Source organism: Bacteroides sp. CACC 737, from assembly GCF_013874375.1.
Lineage (GTDB): Bacteria > Bacteroidota > Bacteroidia > Bacteroidales > Bacteroidaceae > Bacteroides > Bacteroides uniformis.
The window spans coordinates 4,247,653-4,267,119 of the sequence record NZ_CP059408.1; the positions used below are offsets into that span (position 1 = coordinate 4,247,653).

General features: G+C 44.1%; 14 protein-coding genes. 8 read left to right on the forward strand and 6 right to left on the reverse strand.

Going from position 1 to position 19,467, the window contains the following annotated elements; genetic code table 11:
- Positions 1-51: 51 nt before the first annotated feature.
- The 3 genes from H1A11_RS17615 to H1A11_RS19315 form a co-directional block, all read right to left on the reverse strand.
- Complete coding sequence (locus H1A11_RS17615; RefSeq protein WP_181757527.1) at positions 52-948, reverse strand: Rpn family recombination-promoting nuclease/putative transposase; 897 nt, start codon at positions 946-948, stop codon at positions 52-54.
- Positions 949-1,127: 179 nt separating this feature from the next.
- Positions 1,128-2,150 carry a BT4734/BF3469 family protein gene (locus H1A11_RS17620; RefSeq protein WP_181757528.1) on the reverse strand — a complete coding sequence of 341 codons (1,023 nt, stop codon included), beginning with the start codon at positions 2,148-2,150 and terminating at the stop codon, positions 1,128-1,130.
- A gap of 417 nt (positions 2,151-2,567) precedes the next feature.
- Positions 2,568-2,867, reverse strand: coding sequence for a hypothetical protein (locus tag H1A11_RS19315; protein ID WP_255461477.1), 300 nt, complete (start codon positions 2,865-2,867; stop codon positions 2,568-2,570).
- A gap of 504 nt (positions 2,868-3,371) precedes the next feature.
- Here H1A11_RS19315 and H1A11_RS17630 point away from each other — a divergent pair.
- From H1A11_RS17630 to H1A11_RS17650, 5 genes are all read left to right on the forward strand, one after another.
- Positions 3,372-4,445, forward strand: a complete 1,074-nt coding sequence (locus H1A11_RS17630; RefSeq protein ID WP_181757529.1) for a FecR family protein — start codon at positions 3,372-3,374, stop codon at positions 4,443-4,445.
- 257 nt (positions 4,446-4,702) lie between these two features.
- Positions 4,703-7,885, forward strand: coding sequence for a TonB-dependent receptor (locus H1A11_RS17635; protein WP_181757530.1), 3,183 nt, complete (start codon positions 4,703-4,705; stop codon positions 7,883-7,885).
- Between the two features lie 19 nt (positions 7,886-7,904).
- Positions 7,905-9,470 (forward strand): RagB/SusD family nutrient uptake outer membrane protein, encoded by a 1,566-nt coding sequence (locus tag H1A11_RS17640; protein WP_057088449.1) that lies wholly within the window; start codon positions 7,905-7,907, stop codon positions 9,468-9,470.
- A gap of 80 nt (positions 9,471-9,550) precedes the next feature.
- On the forward strand, positions 9,551-11,233 hold the full coding sequence (locus H1A11_RS17645; RefSeq protein WP_057088447.1) for an alpha-amylase family glycosyl hydrolase: 1,683 nt from the start codon (positions 9,551-9,553) through the stop codon (positions 11,231-11,233).
- A 1-nt stretch (position 11,234) separates the two neighbouring features.
- Positions 11,235-13,268 carry a glycoside hydrolase family 65 protein gene (locus H1A11_RS17650; protein WP_220186789.1) on the forward strand — a complete coding sequence of 678 codons (2,034 nt, stop codon included), beginning with the start codon at positions 11,235-11,237 and terminating at the stop codon, positions 13,266-13,268.
- Here H1A11_RS17650 and H1A11_RS17655 read toward each other — a convergent pair.
- From H1A11_RS17655 to H1A11_RS17665, 3 genes are all read right to left on the reverse strand, one after another.
- Positions 13,216-13,830 (reverse strand): RNA polymerase sigma factor, encoded by a 615-nt coding sequence (locus H1A11_RS17655; RefSeq protein ID WP_057088446.1) that lies wholly within the window; start codon positions 13,828-13,830, stop codon positions 13,216-13,218. The two genes, H1A11_RS17650 and H1A11_RS17655, sit on opposite strands and share 53 nt — an antisense overlap.
- A 488-nt stretch (positions 13,831-14,318) precedes the next feature.
- A complete protein-coding gene (locus tag H1A11_RS17660; protein WP_255461478.1) occupies positions 14,319-15,563 on the reverse strand; it encodes a BT4734/BF3469 family protein in 1,245 nt (414 codons plus the stop codon).
- Positions 15,564-16,296: 733 nt separating this feature from the next.
- Positions 16,297-17,529, reverse strand: a complete 1,233-nt coding sequence (locus H1A11_RS17665; RefSeq protein WP_181757531.1) for an AAA family ATPase — start codon at positions 17,527-17,529, stop codon at positions 16,297-16,299.
- Between the two features lie 411 nt (positions 17,530-17,940).
- Here H1A11_RS17665 and H1A11_RS17670 point away from each other — a divergent pair, with 411 nt between their 5' ends.
- From H1A11_RS17670 to H1A11_RS17680, 3 genes are read left to right on the forward strand one after another with little or no spacing between them, the layout of a single operon-like run.
- Entirely contained in the window at positions 17,941-18,294 is a 354-nt protein-coding gene (locus H1A11_RS17670) for a hypothetical protein (protein WP_370528677.1), read from the forward strand.
- Positions 18,291-18,725, forward strand: coding sequence for a hypothetical protein (locus H1A11_RS17675; protein ID WP_181757532.1), 435 nt, complete (start codon positions 18,291-18,293; stop codon positions 18,723-18,725). Before H1A11_RS17670 ends, H1A11_RS17675 begins: the two co-directional genes overlap by 4 nt.
- A gap of 5 nt (positions 18,726-18,730) precedes the next feature.
- Positions 18,731-19,444, forward strand: coding sequence for a hypothetical protein (locus H1A11_RS17680; RefSeq protein ID WP_181757533.1), 714 nt, complete (start codon positions 18,731-18,733; stop codon positions 19,442-19,444).
- Positions 19,445-19,467 lie beyond the last annotated feature (23 nt).

Sequence of the window (19,467 nt, forward strand, 5' to 3'; positions counted from 1 at the left end):
TCTTGCCGATAAAGTGGGACGGGATTATTTTTCCCGGTATGACACAACGAATCAGGTTGGAATTTGCTCCATCTCTTCCGGTGTCAGTCCTGTAGCCTGGGAAATGATATCGGCAGCAACACCAAGTTTCTTCAGGTTACGGGCGTTTTCTTTCTTTTCTTCAGCTCTACCTTTATTCAGACCTTCTTCCAATCCTTCAGCCTTACCTTCTTCCCGCCCTTTCTTCTCGGCCGTTGATATGACACTGTACCAATCCCTGAAATTCTTGAGGCTGTCCCAATATTCGCTTAATTCAGTCTTGGAGAACTTCGCTATCTCGGCCGTTTCAAAGAGGCGGTCAAATACCCTGTTCTGTAAGGCTTTGGGACGTTCAAGAAGCGAGGAGAGGTTACGGAGGACAAACAACCATTTGTCAAACATCGTCTCAAGTTCATCCTCAGTCTTGTTGAACTTCGGCATCTCCAGGTAAACGAAAGTAAGCTTGTCATAAAAGACTTTCTTTGTGTAGAGATTGACAAGTTTAACCTCATGATGGAAATACTCGGGATCAGACGGATCAAAGGAGAAGTTCAGGATACCGACCACATAGACAGCTTTCAGCTCATAGTCCCACTCACCGCGCCTTGCCTGCTCCCGGATAGGGAAGGTGGAGTAGAATACACTGCGGTCCTTGAAGAACTGCTGCTCGCCACGCTGCATCTCGACAAGGAATTTCTCACCTCTCTCGTTCTCACAATATACATCGAATACAGCCCGACGGTCATACTCCTGAGTTCCAAGATGCTCCGCGTTGAGATAGGTCACATCCTTAATCACCTCCTCACCGAACAATAGGGCATTGAGGAAGCTGATCAAAAGCTCCTTGTTCATAGCCGTGCCGAAAAGCAGCTTGAATCCGAAGTCCGTATATGGATTTACATATCTGTCCTGTATGCCTTCTGTTCCCATTGATTCCTCTTTTTTACCGTTTAAGACCCAGCCCCACGTAAGAGACAAAACCTCACAGCCGGGTACAACAATCACAAAGATAACGATTATGACGGAATTTCAAGACGGAAGAGATGAATTATGAGAAAAAATAAGAGGCAAGCCATCATAAACTTACCTCTTGTACACTACCTTGACTCTTACTGAAACGGCGTATTCTCCCTCAGTTTCTGGTTCCTGTACACCACTCCCCGTTCCTTCCTTGAATACAGTTCCATCCGTGAGACACCAAAGCTTTCACGGTTCGCATTATAGTTGTTGACTGCCATACCTTCAATGTCATCCTCCGAGATACCATGCCTGCCGAACGTACCGATGAGATAGCCAAGTGCAGCATCGTATAAGACACCGTACCGACATAACCATTTTGCTCTTGAGAGTATGGAACTGTGCCTATTTCCATCTTCATAACTGTCCGGATACTCTCTTCTCCATTTCCTGTCCACGTAGTTAATCAGTGTCTTGTCCTTCCATAACCTCTGAAAACCTGTATTCCTCTCAATCTCTTCCGGCGTATGAATGAAACAACCGCCGGAACCACCATGATTATAACTCTTCGCAGCAGGTTCAGGAATGGATGGGTCATATTCAAAGTGGTAGGGAATCAACGTGTCTTTCTCCGGGTTGACATAGACATCAGGATTATAACTCAGGAAGAACGTGCGGCTTAGATTATGACAACTCTTATCGAATTCATCAGTCCTTGGATATAACCTTTGCTTCACCTGCCGGAAAAGATTGTAATGATGCTCCGGGTCGGTGTTCTCGTGAATCATAGCCGCCTTCACACCTTTATTACCCGGGGAGAACCATACTGCGTAAAGATGGAGAGGATTGGCATATTGTATCAGTTTCTCTTTAAATTCCTGTGCAGCCTCATGTGACCCGAAATCGTCAAAGTCGAGCACAAGGATATTGGAATACTGGTGCAGGTTGTCCGGGTCATCGTTTCTGTAGTCGAATATTCCGGAAGGTGCTATCATGGGGAGTCTGTGTTTCTCCTCCTTGTAAGCCTTCTCTGTTGTCTGTTTTCTAACCATGTCTGTCTGTTCCGAAAGTTTAGTGTCGGATGCTATAAGTTCAAGGATATGGTCGAAGTTATAATAGATTCTACTCCTTGAATCGCTTGAATTAAAGTAGTAGCTTATGTTTTTGTTTATCATATTATTGGATTTTAGATTGTTATTGTATCGTGAACCTTCCTAGAGACCGGACCAGGCTTTTCTTTGGAAGAAAGCCGGTCCTCTCAGTATCTTCGTCTCTCAGGAAGAACCGCTATTTTTCAGTAAAGGAGCTATGGAAACGGTTGATGAAAGATTGAAGAGAGAGGCTACTTCGTACCCTTCCAGAGTGAGAGAGAAGAAGGATGTTTTTTGTTTTGTTTATTCTTTCCCTCTCACTTTGGTAGACCGCGAAGCAGGTCTCTTTCCTCACTCTCTATTCTATACTCCTTTCATTTACTATATTACCCCCTTTTTTTTACTTCTCTATATATATTAGAATGTCCATCAAAAAATAGGGGGGTGTCACAATAAATCTTATCTTAGCTCCTTCACTGTAAAAAAGGAATCCGGAATATACTATGCTATCACCAGATTTATCCCCATAGTCTTCAGAACATCAATCAGTGCTTTATATCTTCCCCTTTCTCTTTTGCCTCTTTTTATACCAGTCATTTCCAGATAGGCAAATGTCACTTCTTTTGTATACTTCTGCTCCATAACGATAGCCCTCTGCATATCCCTGTCATATCCAGTCAACAGTCTGATCTCTTTTTTAATGTTGCTTCTGATCCTCATCCCCTCCAGCCTCTTTTCCCAGTCATTGTTGGAGACCGGACTTCTTCCAATGACCCTGTTCTCATTGAAGTAGGCGTCCATCCTTTCTATGAACCTCCCGTCAAAATCATCAGTATACCAGACCGTATATACCTCACCCTCGATATGTTTCCTGATGCCTATCCTCGTTATGAGCTGTGAGAAATACCAGTCCTTCTGACTGTGCGGGTCAGTGGAGGTACCATAGGCCCTCCGGATCTTTGCCGATTCGGTGTTCGGAAGGTTCCAGTCTCTACTAATGTTTCTGGTATACGCTCTCTCTGTGAATGGGTATGAGTATTTTCTCCAATTCCACTTTCATTGTAGAAAAAGGGAAATGTTATGGCCTCTAACAATGCCAGTTGATATGAAAGGCTATCCGGTCATTTATGGTATCATCCATAATCCCGTTCAAAGAGAAAAAGGGAACATCCACCTTAAAATCTTCTTCAAATCGCACTATTATGAGTGACAATGTTTATTTTTTCATGAAAAGGTATAGATAGATGAGTACAAATAAAAAGTTTGTCTGTATAGTCTATAGAGACATCCTAATTCTATTAAAAAATGGGAAAAGATACATTCGAAAGTTTTGCTTCTTCGGATTTGTTGCGAAAGCATATTGCCTTAGGTGAACCGACTTTGTCCGAAAATGAAAGACAAGGCATGTGGAAAGCCATAGAACGCCGGACCATATTGCGCTCACGCCGTTCCTTGAGGATGTGGAGATGGTGTGCGGCTGCTTCGGTATTTGCCATTGTCGTGGGAAGTTGGTTGTTTTCCCAGGCTTGCTTTCAGTCCGATCCTTACGGGAAAATGACCAGACTGGTGAATGTGGATACTTTACGTCATATTTCTTTGTATTTAGGAGAGCAACAAGTGGAATTGGATGGACAAATAGAAGTCCGTTGCTTGGCGGTAACCAATCAAGTGGAGGTTAAATCGGTAAGTGGCGCATCTTTTAGACTATCGGCTACAGAACAGGAAGAAACTTATCTGCAACTTGCCGTACCGGCAGGGATAAAGGCTGAGGTGGTCCTTGCTGATGGATCACGGATAACAGTTCGTGAACAGTCCAAGTTCAGTTTTCCGTTGTGCCTGGCTGGAGAAAAACGAAGAGTTTATTTGGAAGGAGAAGCCCATATGAAGATAGCCCGGAATATAAATAAACAGTTTGTTACAGAAACTCGGAATATGAATGTGACCGTTTTGGGGACCGAGTTTCTGGTATCGGCTTATCCCAAGTCTTCGGAACAGTCCGTGTTGCTGGTTTCTGGAAAAGTTGAGGTGGAACCATTACAAGGTAGTCGCCTTGTGTTGTCTCCCAATCAACGGTACGTATTCAACACGACTACCCAAAAGTCAAGCCTGGACAGCGATGTGGATCCCACTCTTTATACATGCTGGAGAGAGAATCTGTTGGAGATAAAGGATGAACCCCTCGGAGATGTCCTCAAAAGTATAGAGGCTATCTATCAGACGAATTTCAATTATGATTGGAACGAACTGGCCCAAATACGTATCAACGGCAAACTGGATGTCAGTGTGCCGTTGGATGAGTTGCTTGACAGGCTCGTCAGGATAGCCCCTATAAGGCTGGATGGGACACGGAGAAAAATAATATTGAATAATAACCGCTAAAAACACGAATGCCTATGACATAGAATTTAAGACAGGAAAACATGAAAAAGGGCCGGAAAATGTTCGCACCATTCGCCAGCCCAGACTTTGAAAATTAAATAAACTAATAACCAAAATCTATTATAATGAAGATAAAACAACATTATCTCTGCAATTATACACATTTTTTGCGGAATAGACTCATATTGATAAGCTATATTTTATTTTTTGTCGGAATATACCCGCAAATGCTTCATGCTACGGAAAACGCAGGAGTCATGATAACCGACGCTGGAGAAATCACTATTAAAGTAAGTAACAAGTCCATCAAAGAGGTGTTGGTGCTCATTGAAGAACAAAGTAAATTCGTTTTTATATACAATAGCGAGACTGTCAACCTAGATAAGAGAGTGACCATGAACCTCACTTCCTCTTCCATCAATGAAGTGATGGGCACTTTATTAAAGGGAACTCCTTTGGCATACGAAATATCCGCACGCCAAATTCTCATCTTTACGAGAAACGGTGGAAAGCAGAACGAGCAGCGACAGATTATGGCTACCGGTATAGTAAAGGATGAACATGGAGAGCCGCTAATTGGAGTGAGCGTACAAGTGAAAGGGACTACCATTGGCGCCATTACGGATATGGACGGTAACTTCTCAGTAAAAGCCAATAGCGGTCAAGAACTTGTCTTTTCATATATCGGTTACAAACGTATGGAACTGAAAGCAGCCCAGAACATGAATATATTGATGACAAGTGACTCGGAACTGCTGAGTGAAGTGGTGGTAGTGGGATATGGTACGATGAAGAAGAGTGACCTTACCGGCTCTGTGGCCGCTGTCAAGTCAAAAGATTTCAACAAGGGGCTGGTTACCTCCCCTTCGCAGTTGATACAAGGTCGTGTTTCTGGTGTGAACATCACCAATAACGGCGGTGAACCCGGAGGCGGTGTAACGATTCGTGTACGCGGTTCTAATTCTATCCGTTCTGGACAAGACCCTCTGTATGTAGTGGACGGTGTGCCTCTTGACACTTCAGAAGAACAGCAACCTTCCGGTGCAAGTATTGCCGGTGTGGGCAGCAATGCCACGAAAAATCCTCTGAATTTCTTGAATCCTGATGACATAGAGTCTATTGATGTTTTAAAAGACGCTTCTGCCACTGCCATTTATGGCGCACGTGGTGCCAATGGTGTTATCATGGTTACCACAAAAAAGGGAACCGAAGGAAAGGCAAAAGTGGCTTACTCGGCATACGGTAGTGTTTCGTTTCTACCCAAGCAGTATCCCATGTTGAATGCATCACAGTATCGCTTGTTTGCATCGGAAAAAGGGATTGAGATTGAAGATAAAGGCGCCAATACCAATTGGCAAAATGAGATTTTCCGCACCGCTTTCTCACACAATCACAATCTTTCCATTGGTGGAGGCATGAAGAACGGAAGCTACCGCGCATCACTTGGATTCCAGGAACAGAAAGGTATTGTAAGCCGCACTGGCATGAAAAAATATACAGGACGTTTCTATGTAAACCAAAAAACACTGAACAATCGCCTTAACATCGAAGCCAGCATTACGGCTACCCGTACCAATGACCAGCGTGTGCCGTTAGGGGAGTCCGGTGGTTTTGAAGGAGATGTACTGCTGTCGGCTTTAAAAGTAAACCCCACCTATCCTGTCTACAATGAAGACGGAAGTTTTTACCAAAAGAGCAAGGATGTGCGTAATCCGGTAGCCATGATCAACCTTACGGATGACAAAACGGAAACGGATCGCGTGCTTGCCAACATTACTGGGACATTGGACCTCTGGAAAGACTTGAAATACAAGATGAACGTAGCTTTCGATGAAATGAAGGCATCACGTAAAGTAACCCAGGATGCCGGCCTAATTTATCTGACTGATAAAGGTACGGTGGATATTAATAATGTAGAGGGAAAAAGTTTCCTGATAGAGAACTATCTGACTTATAATTTTAATATCGGAACCAAACACCGTTTCAACCTGTTGGCCGGACATTCTTACCAAAAGTTCCGTAACTATCGTTATGGCTTCTCTGAGAATGGTTTCGAGATAGATGGCATAGACTATATTTATGATTTAGCCTTTGGCAAGAACAAGCAGATAGAAGGTAACTCCAATATTACAGTCAATGAGCTCCAGTCATTCTTCGGGCGTATCAACTACAACCTGATGGACAAGTATCTGCTTACTGTGAACTTTCGTACCGACGGTTCCACCAAGTTCGGCGACAACAATAAATACGGTTTCTTCCCGTCAGCTGCATTGGCGTGGCGCATGAGTGAAGAGAAGTTCATTAAGAGACTGAATTTCTTTGACAACTTAAAATTACGCTTCAGTTGGGGTGTTACCGGCAACCAGGAAATACCGAATAAAATTTCAAGAATCTTGTTGGGAACAGGCAACAGCGAAGGTGCCATTTTGGATGGAGGGACGTTGGTGGTGCCTGGAGTGACCTTAAAGCGTACTCCTAATCCCGATTTAAAGTGGGAACGTTCAGAACAATTGAATCTTGGCATTGATTTCTCCATTTTCAACAATCGGTTGAACGGTACGGTTGATTACTTCTCAAAGAGAACACGTGATGTCTTACTGGAAGTATACTCTATTTCTCCGGCACCTACCACCAAAGTATGGAGCAATGTGCCCGATATGAAGATTCTTAATACGGGATGGGAAATTGGGCTGAACGGAATCCTGATTGACAATAAAGACTGGCATTGGAGCATAGGCGCCAATTTCTCAAAGATAGAAAATGAAGTAAAGGATTTGCCCATGTCTTATCTGCCTACCGGTAAGCCCAGTGGACCTGGTATTGATGGTTTTACTTCGCAGGTCATTAAGAGTGGTTATCCTATCGGCACGTTTTGGGGATATAACTTTCTTGGTTTCGATGAAAATGGAAAGAGCAAGTATGAAGTGGATGAGAATGGCAAAAAAATAGAAAAGTGCATTGGCAATGCCCAACCGGATTTTTCCATTAATTTCAATACAAGTCTTTCGTATAGGAATCTTGACCTGAGCTTGTTCTTTAATGGAGTGGTGGGCAATGACATCTACAACAATCTGGCTAATGTGATGGATAATCTCAGCTTGTTTTCCAAAGGTTTCAACACAACGGTGAATGCCACCAAATCGCCTGAGGCATTTGACAATGTACTTGACTATTCCAGCCGTTATATCGAAGACGGATCATATCTTCGTCTGAGCAGTGCAACATTAGGATATAATGTTCCCTTAAAGTCAAATAAATGGGTCAGCAATGTCCGTTTGACACTGACCGGGAACAACTTGTTTGTCCTGACCGGATATAGCGGTTATGATCCGGAAGTAAATGCCGGACGCAGCACAGACGGAGTGCCTTCACTCGGCATCGGTTGGACCAGTTATCCTATGGCACGCAGCTTCAGTTTTGGTGTAGCCATTGATTTTTAATTTTTAATTGATTACTACAATGAAAAGAATATCAGTTATAACTTGTATACTGCTCATCGGCTTCATGATGGCAGGATGCACGGACCTCAAAGAAGAAATTTTGAATGAGAAAGACAGTTCGGATATTATCTCCGACTCCAAGAATGCGCCCATGCTGGTTGCTCCGGCCTATGCTTACCTACGCGACTTACAGAGTCGCAGCGGCGTATGGCTGGTATTGGAAAGCGTAACCGATGAAATGCTGTTTCCCACCCGTGGGACGGACTGGAACAATGCCAACTACCGCACTTTGTTCACACACGAATATGACAGTAAAAATACCTATATTAAAAATGCCTGGAACAGTTTTATGATAGGTATCACCAAATGCAACACTGCCTTGCAATACCTGAGCAAACTGCAGCAGACGGAAGAAGTAAAGGGATATATGAACGAGGCTCGTTTCATCCGTGCGCTTTGCATGTATCATCTGATGGATTGTTTTGGCAAATTCCCCATGCGTGAATATGCAGAAATTGACTATTCCAAGAAACCGGTCATTCTGGAACGTCCACAAGCCATTGAGCGCATTGAGAATGAATTGTTGGAAATCATTCCTCTACTGAAGGAAAAGGGTGAGGTTCCATATGGGCGTATCACTCGCGCGGCTGCTCAAATGCTGTTGGCAAAACTTTATCTGAACAATCAGGTATATACAGGAACAGCTCCTGACTTTACTGACGGAATCGGTAAATGGACAGAGACAATTGCACTGTGTGACGAAATCATCGGTTCCGGCAAATATAAGTTGGCCGATGACTTTTGGAAACTTTACATGGCTTTCAATGAAAGCTATTGCGACCAGACGGAAACAATCTTACCTATTATCTATAATATGACCGCAGGTTTGAAAGGTATTGACTGGCTGAATATCACTTTGCATTACAATCAGACATTCGGGACTTTCAAAGGAATGTGGAACGGATGTTGTACGACTCCCGATTTCCTGAATACTTGGGACACAACGGACTCCCGATATCAAGACAGTCGTCTGAAAAACCAGATAGGATTCAATTTGGGAATTTTGATAGGACAGCAATATGGTTTGAACGGGGAGAAACTGAAAGACCGTACCGGTGCGGATTTGGTATATACACCGGAGTTCAGTGTACAGAACTCATCAGAAGCGCAGGGAGCACGTGTCGTAAAGTATGCACCGGATCCGAATTCGACTTATGGCAACAAAAGTGAGAACGATTTCCAGTATTATCGTCTTGCCGACGTTTACTTGATGCGTGCCGAGGCCAAAATGCGCAGTAACGATGCCAAAGGCGCCTTGTCTGACATCAATGCGGTTCGCAGGAAACGCAGTGTCCGACCTTATACTTTAGATGAACTGACATTAGAGAAAATTTACAATGAGCGTGGTTATGAGTTCTATTGGGATGGTCCTTCACGCCGCAACGATATGATACGATTTAATAAATATTGTCAGGCACGCTATGAGAAACCGGCTTCTGAGACCTATAAGATTTTGTTGCCTATCCCGCTGAGCGCCATGGAAGCCAATCCCGAACTGACGCAGAATAGTGATAAGTACGAATAATTGTCCACAAGGCTATAGCCCCCTCCTAAGGCTCTGTCGTAGTAAAGGCAGAGCCTTTGTGTCAAAATTCCAAAGTTTTTATGAAAAGATTATATATTGGCTGTTTACTCAGCCTATTGTTTGCCTGCTCATCGCATGCCGGGCAAAAGGAGTTCCCATTGCCCCGTTGGATTGAAGAAGCGATATTCTATCAAATCTATCCTCAAAGTTTTCAGGACACGAACGGAGATGGTATCGGAGACATACAAGGCATCATCAGCCGTTTGGACTATATACACTCATTGGGATGCAATACCATTTGGTTGAATCCATGTTTCCATTCGGCATTTATGGATGCCGGCTATGATGTGATTGATTTTTATCGTGTGGCTCCCCGTTACGGCACGAACGATGACTTGCGCAGGCTCTTTGATGAAGCACACCAACGCGGTATGAGAGTGGTGCTCGACTTGGTTGCGGGGCATTCGTCCGACCAGTCTCCCTGGTTCAAATATTCTCAAAAACGAGAACGGAACGCCTATACCGACCGCTATATTTGGACAAATGACTCCACGGTATGTCCTGACAGATTCGTTAAGGGAGACTTTAAACGCAACGGAAGTTATCGCAAGAATTACTTTGAGTGCCAGCCTGCCCTGAACTATGGATATGGCAACCCTGATCCTAATAATCCATGGGAGCAACCGGTGAGTGCCCCCGGACCTACTGCCACTCGTTTGGAACTGATCCACATCATGGACTACTGGATGCAGATGGGATGTGACGGTTTCCGTGTGGACATGGCAGGCTCGTTGGTGAAAAACGATCCGGATTTGTCCGGAACTACCGCTTTATGGCATAGTATCCGCACTCATTTCCAAGAGTTATATCCCGAAGGCATACTGTTGGCCGAATGGAGCAATCCTCAAAAAGCATTAAAAGTGGGATTTATGATGGACTTTATCATCCATTTCGGCAGAACTGGATATAGAGAACTGATGTTCAATGAAGCAGGCACCTATCGCAGAGACACCTGCTATTTTGATGTCCGCGGAGTGGGAAATCCGGAATTATACATTCACAATCTGTACAAATGCTTAAAGGTGGCAGACAATTGTGGGCATGTATGTATTCCGACCGGCAACCATGATTTCCAGCGTATTCGTTGCGGGCGTCGTGATACAGAAGAACAAGTGCGTACAGCCATTACATTCTTCCTGACCCAGCCCGGAGTACCTTGTATCTATTACGGCGATGAAATAGGCATGCGTTTCATAGAAAATCTTCCCAATAAGGAAGGCAGTATGCTGTCCAGTGGAAACCGGGCAGGCTCCCGCACTCCCATGCAATGGGACGCTACACCTGGAGCGGGATTCTCTACAGCTTCTCCCGACAAATTCTATCTGCCTTTGGATTCTTTTACCAATCGTCCGAACGTGGCAGCCCAAGAATGCGACTCTACTTCCCAGCTTCACTTTGTACGCCGTCTGTTGAAGCTGAGACAGGAATATCCGGCACTGGCTTGTCGTGGTGACATTGAATTTTTCCAAGAAGGGGAAAATGCTTATCCGATGGTGTATGAGCGCAGGAATGGTGACCAACGCATTTTGGTATGCATCAATCCCTCAGGACGGGAAGTTAGGACTGTCCGTAAGTATACCGGTAGCTTTAAAACAGTTACTCCTATACTTACGGAAGGAAAACCACAGGGATTAAGGGCATATAAAGGGCATCTACATTTAGATGTGCCTGAACTTTCAATAGGAATTTATCAAATAGACTAATATGATGAGAACAAATATTTTACTTGTTATTTTGTGCTTGTCCTCCTCTTTGTGGGGACAGGATCCGTGGAAAATTATTGCTACCGATATTCGACCGGATCATTATTATGGAGTGACTGTAGGCAATGGAATGTTGGGGATTGTCTCATCGGCATATCCATTCCGCACGGATAATGTGGTATTGGCGGGAAGTTACGATAAATATGGACGTGGACGCGTCAGTAATTTCCTTAACGGATTCAATATGCTGAATACTTCGGTTTCCATAGACGGAAAGACCGTCAACTGCAGCAACATATCCGGTTTTACGCAAACACTGGACATGAAAAATGCCATGCACACCTCACATTTCTCTTTTGGAGAGAAAGCAGATGTCACCTACTCTTACTTGGCATTGAGGCAATTGCCTTATTGTGCCTTATTGGTAGTGGATGTAAATCCAAAGAGTGATTTGACTCTCTCTGCCGTCAACATACAAGAAATTCCAGACGCTTTTCGGGATGGACAAATGTATTACAATGAAATCAACCGCCGACATGCGTCCGTTAAACTGTTGACCACTCAGGCAAAGAGCCCCACAGGACATTTAACAGTCTGTGCTTCTTCCGCTTTTCTTTTCCCTGAAAAGGTGGGTGAAGAACCTCGTGTCATTCATAACACACCGAACAGCAACAGTCACCAAATGCGTTTCTCTAAAAAATTACAGAAAGGGGAAAAATATCGTTTCTGCATTGTCGGATCTACACTAACTTCAGCTCATCATCCCGACCCGACAAATGAAGTGGAACGGCTTACTGTATTTGCACATCTTGAAGGTTGCGACCGCCTGCTGGCACGCCATCTGTCTCAATGGGACGAATTGTGGGAAAGTGATATTTTGGTGGAAGGAGACGCTCAAGCGCAGCAGGACATCCACAGCATGATTTATCACCTTTATTCATTTGTCCGTGAAGGTTCAGCACTTTCCATATCACCGATGGGACTTTCCGGATTGGGATATAACGGACACATCTTTTGGGATGCCGACACATGGATATTCCCCACCCTGCTGATGCTGAAACCCCAGTTGGCAAAATCCATGATTGAATATCGGTTTAATCGCCTGCAAGCAGCCCGGAAAAATGCCTTTGAGCACGGCTTTCGTGGAGCCATGTTCCCTTGGGAAAGCGCTGACAGTGGTTTTGAGGAAACTCCAGTATGGGCACTTGCCGGAACTTTTGAGCATCACATCACAGGGTGCGTAGCATTGGCTGCATGGAATTATTATCGAGTCACTCAAGACAAAGACTGGCTGAAAAAAAAAGGATTTCCAATCCTGAAAGCAACAGCTGAATTTTGGTTGAGCAGGGTCGAGAAAGGGAATGACGGCACATATCATATACGGAATGTGGTAGCTGCCGATGAATGGGCAGAGAATGTGGATGACAATGCCTATACGAACGGTGTGGCAAAATTGAATCTCAAAGCCGCTTCCAAAGCAGCCAAACTATTGGGAGAACCGATAGTACAGGAATGGAACAAAGTGAGCGAAGGACTGGTTATTCTCTCGTTTCCCGATGGAGTGACGCGTGAGCATGCCCAGTATGACGGTGAAAATATCAAGCAGGCAGATGTAACTCTTTTGGCTTATCCGTTGAAATTGATTACAAATTCCACGCGGATAGAGAAAGATTTAGCCTATTATGAGACAAGAGTACCGGAAAAAAACACCCCAGCCATGACGCAGGCTATCTTCTCTTTGCTATACTCGCGCTTGGGCAATGCCGAGAAGGCGACTCATTTTTTCAAAGACGCCTATCTTCCTAATTTAAATCCACCCTTCAGGGTGATTGCCGAAACGAAAGGAGGAACCAATCCTTATTTCATAACGGGAGCAGGTGGTGTGTTACAGGCTGTGATGATGGGGTTCGGAGGACTGGACATAACGGACAATGGCATTGTACAAGAGAAAACCGGGGTACTTCCCACACATTGGAAAACACTTACTCTGAAAGGTATTGGAACAAAAGGAAAGACATACTTGCGGAAGAGGTAAGCTGCATGCACTGACGCAATTTAGTCATGGCACGATGAATGAGATTTCTCGTTGATTGATAATTCATACCCAATAGGGCAGGGAGTTCATTCAACGGGATTTCTTGTATATAATATAAATAAATGGCTTCCCGTTGGCGGGCAGAGAGCGTTTCCAGAGCTTTGGCCAGTTGCTGTTCCATCTCTTCATCATAGCAAGAGGCCTCTTCTTCAAATGCATTCCGAGAAATCAGTTCAATCTCAAAACGAACCTCATCCATTTCTTCTAAACACAGAATGGAATGAGCCTGAGATAAATTCAATAATGTCCGTTTCAGAGCGATAAAAAGATATCCTTTTACAGATACAGTTTCTCTCAGATTTTGTCTGTTATTATAGAGCTTGACAAACACATCCTGAATAGCATCTTTGACCAATTCTGCATCAGGGGTCATTTTCCGACCATAAGCATACATGGCATCGGCATACTTTTCAAACAGGTACGCAAAAGCATTCTTATCGGAAGATAAAAATGCATGCCAAAGTTCTTGTTCTGTTTGGAATGTTTTTTGTCCGATATTCATAAAGTTAGATATTATCTAGCAAATGTACATGATATTTTTGAATTATTCAAGTCGCTGGTATAAGTTTGCATGAACAAACTTCATCTATGATTTTCCTATCTATAGAGCAGAAAAGTTTCCCCTTGCTCTTTCGATATGCAAAAGTTAATTATGAAACGGCAGCGATAGTTCTATTGAGCTTTATGAAGATGAGGTAGATTTATTTTGATATGTATTCAGTATTATTCAAAAATGACACAAGTGGTTTGTCGCCAATAAAACTGGACCGATGATAGACTTCATGTAAAAGAAACGATAAGTGGGAATGTCCTTCGGCCACGGTAAATATAAAGCTGTGATATATGAATCATAAGATATATAATACATGGTGGCCTAAAAAGAGGAGATGTTATCCTACAGATTTACTTTCCATTATTTCGATTAATAGAAAGTGCAGAATAGGAAAAATGAAGAGGCAAGCTATAAACTCATCTCTTCCATTATCCTGTCTATCTTCCGCATATCACATCATACGCGGAGCAGCCTTTCGTATAATCATCTATCCCAGGTTCGAATTCCTTCCACCATTCCCAGACATGCAGATTATAACCTTTCCATTGCAGCGTCTCTATCTCTGCCTTCCACTCATAAGACCATTGATTGTTAAGACGTGGACAGACCAGGATGCGTAGATGTCTTGGAATACCTGCCATCAATTCCTCCGACAACACCTTTCCGCCCGTTGAGAACCATTGGAAACCCGGAAAAAGCCCCGTCATCCCTTCAGCCACGCCATCATCATCCACTATCACAATCCTCATGTCCGGGCGGTATTTCATTGTCGGATTTGGAAGATGATAAAATGAAGGGATATTTTTTACTCTGGAGAACAATGCTTTCAGTCTCTTTTCCGCCCCTTCCCTTATCAGTGTCTTATTCCCGAACCTTTTATTCCTGTATGCATTGCCGACCGTATACCTAATCTCACCGGGCGTAAAGTCGGAGGAGGCGTAAGGGAGAAGTATGTCAAGTGCCTCGTCTCTCCCGATACCGTATTCACAGAGATTGCAGGCCGTATCATAGACATACCCGTTACGGTTGCCTCTCCTGAATCCCCCTTCCGTCCATGAGAGTATGATCCTGAGCCTCTCGTCCATATCTGTAACCGGGGCTGTGTAGTTGGCTGTATCCGGATTTATGGTTATCTCCTCTTTTACCTCAACCGTTTTGTCCCATACAAGTGCTCCAAGGTTGAGATGGAGGTCAGGATCGTAGGTGACGTTCGTATATCTTGCCACATCCTGGGCTCTTCTATCCTCATCCACGCCAAAATCCTCCGCTATGGCCCTGTAGTAGAGTTTATGTCTTTCAGCGTCAAGACTCTCCGGCACCTTGACCAGCACCTTGAGGCCTTTTCCGGATATTGAGAGGAAGACCGAGTATACATAAGGGTTCTTCGTCAGCCGTTCCTTCTCCGAAAATACGTCCCCGTCCAGATGGTCTATGTCGATGGCCATGATACCGCTATGCCTTATCAGCCTCTCTTTCCCGCGTTTCTCGAATATGCCTGAGAATGAGAATCCGGGAGCGTCGAATTTAGCCCGGTCCATTTCCTCCCCGGTCCTGGCGTTCCTGACCTTGTCCGCATATTCCCTGTATTTCCCTTCCTTAATCAGACGGAGGGCATAATCCACACTCATCCTTTTTGCCGGAAGTGTATTGCTCTTGCTTGTATAAAAATCTATATCGTTCATTGCTACTCGTTTTTAAGTTGTTGATGTGTGGAGGCGTTCGCTGTTTGGAGAGCGAACACCCCACCAAGATGTATATTTTGATGTTTACCACTGATTACGGGTGTTTACCAGTGTTTAGGGGTGTTTACGGGTGTTCACGGTGTTTATGAGTGTTTACACTGTTTACTGGTGATCACTACTGTTTAGGGTGTTTACTAGTGTTTAGGGTGTAAATAAATGAACACCACTATATATTTTTTCTTCTTTTGGGTCATTCTCCAGTCTTACTTATGTGATATTATCCTTTATAATAGTAGTCAGCAATAGGGTATGAAAAGGAATAACCCAAAGAAAAGAGAGAGAATGATGTTTTTTTCTTTCTTTTGGGTCATTTCCTATTGATATACCATATATATAGGCTATATATGGGATAATAATAATGAATAACCCAAAAAAGAAGGAAAAATGAATATAAGTGTTCATTCATTTATATAGTGAACATAGGTAAACAGTGTAAACAGCAGTGAACACCTTAAACACTCCTAAACACCTTAAACAGTAGTAAACACCTTAAACACTTCTAAACACCTTAACAGTAGTAAACACCTTAAACGCTCCTAAACACCTTAAACAGTAGTAAACACCTTAAACACCCATAAACAGTAGTAAACATCAGAAATCAACAGCAGATAATATACAATGTGAAGGATTGGCCCTCAAAAGCCAATCCCTTCACTTTTAACTATTCTTACATTCATTCCTTCCCGTCAACATCCATCCCTTTCAGCCTTTTTCCGATAGTGGCAGGTGAGAGGTTCAGTTTCTCAGCTATCTTCCTGTTCGACATACCCTGCTCATGTAATTTCCTGATCTGCTCAAGCTGCATATTGTCCGCATCCCTCAACAGATCACATTCCCTGGCTGTCTGGATAGGGGTTGAGGTTTCCATTCCGGTCTGGTGAAGCTGTGCGGGCTGTATGAAACGGAGCATGGTAGGGTCGAGCGTCTTGTCAATCACATAAGGTATCACATGGTTCCCGTCCCATACTATCCTGCCGTTCCTGCTCTTGAGTTGCTTCACGTATCTGCCCGTCGAGGGATTGCTGCTGTCCGTTCCTATGGCGAAGACCGACTGAACGAAGTTGGTGAGCATGCTTGAGCCCAGGCAGTGGTTTATGTCAAGGGGTGTGAACGGCTGGATCTTCGGGGTATGGTTGACTACAAGGATAGAGTAACCCTCTTTCGCCCAGTTACAGAACTCCTGGCAGATCGGTTTCACATCCTCGGCCTTCATCCCCCCGTTGTTGACAAGAAAGGTGAGGTTGTCAAGGAGCAGCACCCTCGCGTTCACCTTTGCCATCATCCTCCTTATCAACGGTAGGAACCTGCCCGAATCATAGAGGCCGTCTCCGATCATGCTTAAATCCGGGCGGTGGAGATTATCGGGCCAAACATGCAGTTCACCGTCCCTTGAGGTATATCTCTCCTGGAACTGCTTCATGGAGAGTTCAAGGTCGAGATAGAGCACTGTTTTTCCCAGCTCCCCACTTATATGTTCCGCTATCTGGACCGCATAAAGGCTCTTGCCCGTATTTGTCCGCCCGAAAAGGATGGCGAACTCGTTCTCGAACCATAGCGCGTTACCATTCCCGTCACCTCCCCATAATATCTCCGGTACGGGTTTCCGTTGCTCTTCCATCATCATACTGTTTAAGGATTGTCCCATTATAAAGTCAAGTTCGTCCGCTCCGTCTGCCTGTTGTGTATCCCTGGGTGTGGATGCAGGTGTTGCAGGTGCCGTGTATCCATCCTCCCTCTCCGTATGCCATTCTTTTCCATTGCCGAAGGGGTTGAATTCCGGCACTTCTATGGGTGGCACGACAAGAGGTATGTACGGCAATGGATTTTCCGCGTCATTCCAGCATTTCTCAAGACTGGCATTGACGGAAGCGATAGTTTTTTCATCTGGTTCTAATTTTTCAGTCATTATTTTATTACAGTTTTTAGTTGTACATTAATTTAACATTCACACGTATAAGAATCTTCCGCTTTCAGACCGCCATTTTTGATACTGATAAAGGAAGGATGACAAAACCGGCCACTGTCCCGCCATCCTTCCCATGACTGAAAACTGAAAATAACTTGTACACAGATTAGGGCATGGCTGGAAATGGCGCGCGTTTTTCATATTTGGAGCGCTATTATATATATAAGGTATAATTGTCCAACGTCCAGCATCCTCCCAAAGCCTTATTACCGAAGAAACAAATACTCACAATGAAGAAGGGTGTCCGAGATCTGAATATGGTCAACGGCGCTCTTCTATTTTTTTCTTCTCCCCTTCCAAATCGCGTTTTTGCTATCCTAACCAGCCCAACGCCTAATAACTGAAACATGAATGGCACACAGCAACATGTTTGAAAATCTGATAAGCAAAATATTGGGACTTGAGCGGGAGCCTATGCCCAATCGTCAGGATACTTTTACCGCACCTGATGTCACCGAAAAAGCGGTATCATCCGGACCTGTTCCTGAAAAATACCAAAGAGACATAGAAGCGCTCCGACAGAAATATGGAGACGCTTTTAAAACCGGTCTCTGCATCAATCTGACCCTACAAGAAGCTTTATCAATCATGCCGAGGGAAAGGAGAAGAATTGATGCCTATTCCGGTCTTGTCTCTTATCTGAAAAAGGAATGGGACATGACATTATCTATTAAATCACAAAAAACTAAATCTAAATCATTATGAAGAATTATTTTATAGCAAACGGTGAGATTCTGAACACCGATATGAGTATTGAGGAAATCGAATCACAGGTACAGGAATCATTGGACGAATACACCTCCGGAATGGCACAATTCAGAATAAAGGAGATCAGCGAGAAAGAAATCAGGATGTTCTTTGTCAGGGATTTTCGTTGCGACCCTAATAAATTAATAGTCTATGACGCTGACATGTCACTCATTACGGGAGTGGGAATAGGAGCCTTCCAGCCACAACAAGTCGGAGGATACCCGATGATTTATCCCTTGAGTTTTGCCGGGAAGAATTTCTACACGGATGTAACGGCTTTCATCAGGTTCTACAAGTCGCTGCTGTTCATGGAGATGGGACAGAAGGTGGAGCATATCGGAATCAGATGCTATTCGGATCGTATCTTAATGCAGATAATCTTCTAGTCCTTATGAATGTATTGGTAGCATGTGAAGAAAGTCAGGCCGTTTGTCTGGCTTTCAGAAAACTGGGCCATAACGCCTATAGTTGTGATCTTCAGGAATGCAGCGGTGGACATCCCGAGTATCATTTCAAGGGGGATATGTTTGATGTAATAGCCAATCGTGGGGGAACTTTAGAGAATGGCACTAAATACTTCCTTGATAGTTGTTGGGATCTGGTCATAGCCCATCCACCTTGTACATTCTTGGCTGTCTCGGGTGCAAGATGGTACTATCATCCCGACGATAAAAGCCTTCCTATAGAACAGAGAGGACCCCATCCGAAGTTCCCCGACAGAGCCAAAGACCGTGAAGAAGCAGTCCAGTCCTTCATGGATGTTTCAAGGATTGGAGTGAGTAGACTGGCTATTGAAAATCCGGTAGGTATAATGAGTAGCCGATGGAGAAAGCATGATCAGATTATAGAGCCTTGGATGTTCGGTCATGAAGCAAGCAAGAAGACTTGTCTATGGCTGAAGAACCTCCCTCTCTTGGTACCTACGGATATAGTGGGGAAAGGTGAGGTGCTGACATTCAAGAATGGGAATCGGATGCAGAAATGGACCTCCGACATATTCTTCTCGGGCGTGTCGGCAGAAGAGAGGAGAAAACTCAGGAGCAAGACCTTCCCCGGGATAGCGGATGCGATGGCTGACCAATGGGGAGGAAAAATGGCGGCATAATTACACTATAATGTATGGATCAA

Bases quoted from the DNA above. Each gene is read 5' to 3' on its own strand.
- H1A11_RS17615 (WP_181757527.1), bottom strand. From the start codon at position 948: ATGGGAACAGAAGGCATACAGGACAGATATGTAAATCCATATACGGAC.
- H1A11_RS17620 (WP_181757528.1), bottom strand. From the start codon at position 2,150: ATGATAAACAAAAACATAAGCTACTACTTTAATTCAAGCGATTCAAGG.
- H1A11_RS19315 (WP_255461477.1), bottom strand. From the start codon at position 2,867: ATGGACGCCTACTTCAATGAGAACAGGGTCATTGGAAGAAGTCCGGTC.
- H1A11_RS17630 (WP_181757529.1), top strand. From the start codon at position 3,372: ATGGGAAAAGATACATTCGAAAGTTTTGCTTCTTCGGATTTGTTGCGA.
- H1A11_RS17635 (WP_181757530.1), top strand. From the start codon at position 4,703: ATGATAACCGACGCTGGAGAAATCACTATTAAAGTAAGTAACAAGTCC.
- H1A11_RS17640 (WP_057088449.1), top strand. From the start codon at position 7,905: ATGAAAAGAATATCAGTTATAACTTGTATACTGCTCATCGGCTTCATG.
- H1A11_RS17645 (WP_057088447.1), top strand. From the start codon at position 9,551: ATGAAAAGATTATATATTGGCTGTTTACTCAGCCTATTGTTTGCCTGC.
- H1A11_RS17650 (WP_220186789.1), top strand. From the start codon at position 11,235: ATGATGAGAACAAATATTTTACTTGTTATTTTGTGCTTGTCCTCCTCT.
- H1A11_RS17655 (WP_057088446.1), bottom strand. From the start codon at position 13,830: ATGAATATCGGACAAAAAACATTCCAAACAGAACAAGAACTTTGGCAT.
- H1A11_RS17660 (WP_255461478.1), bottom strand. From the start codon at position 15,563: ATGAACGATATAGATTTTTATACAAGCAAGAGCAATACACTTCCGGCA.
- H1A11_RS17665 (WP_181757531.1), bottom strand. From the start codon at position 17,529: ATGACTGAAAAATTAGAACCAGATGAAAAAACTATCGCTTCCGTCAAT.
- H1A11_RS17670 (WP_370528677.1), top strand. From the start codon at position 17,941: ATGGCACACAGCAACATGTTTGAAAATCTGATAAGCAAAATATTGGGA.
- H1A11_RS17675 (WP_181757532.1), top strand. From the start codon at position 18,291: ATGAAGAATTATTTTATAGCAAACGGTGAGATTCTGAACACCGATATG.
- H1A11_RS17680 (WP_181757533.1), top strand. From the start codon at position 18,731: ATGAATGTATTGGTAGCATGTGAAGAAAGTCAGGCCGTTTGTCTGGCT.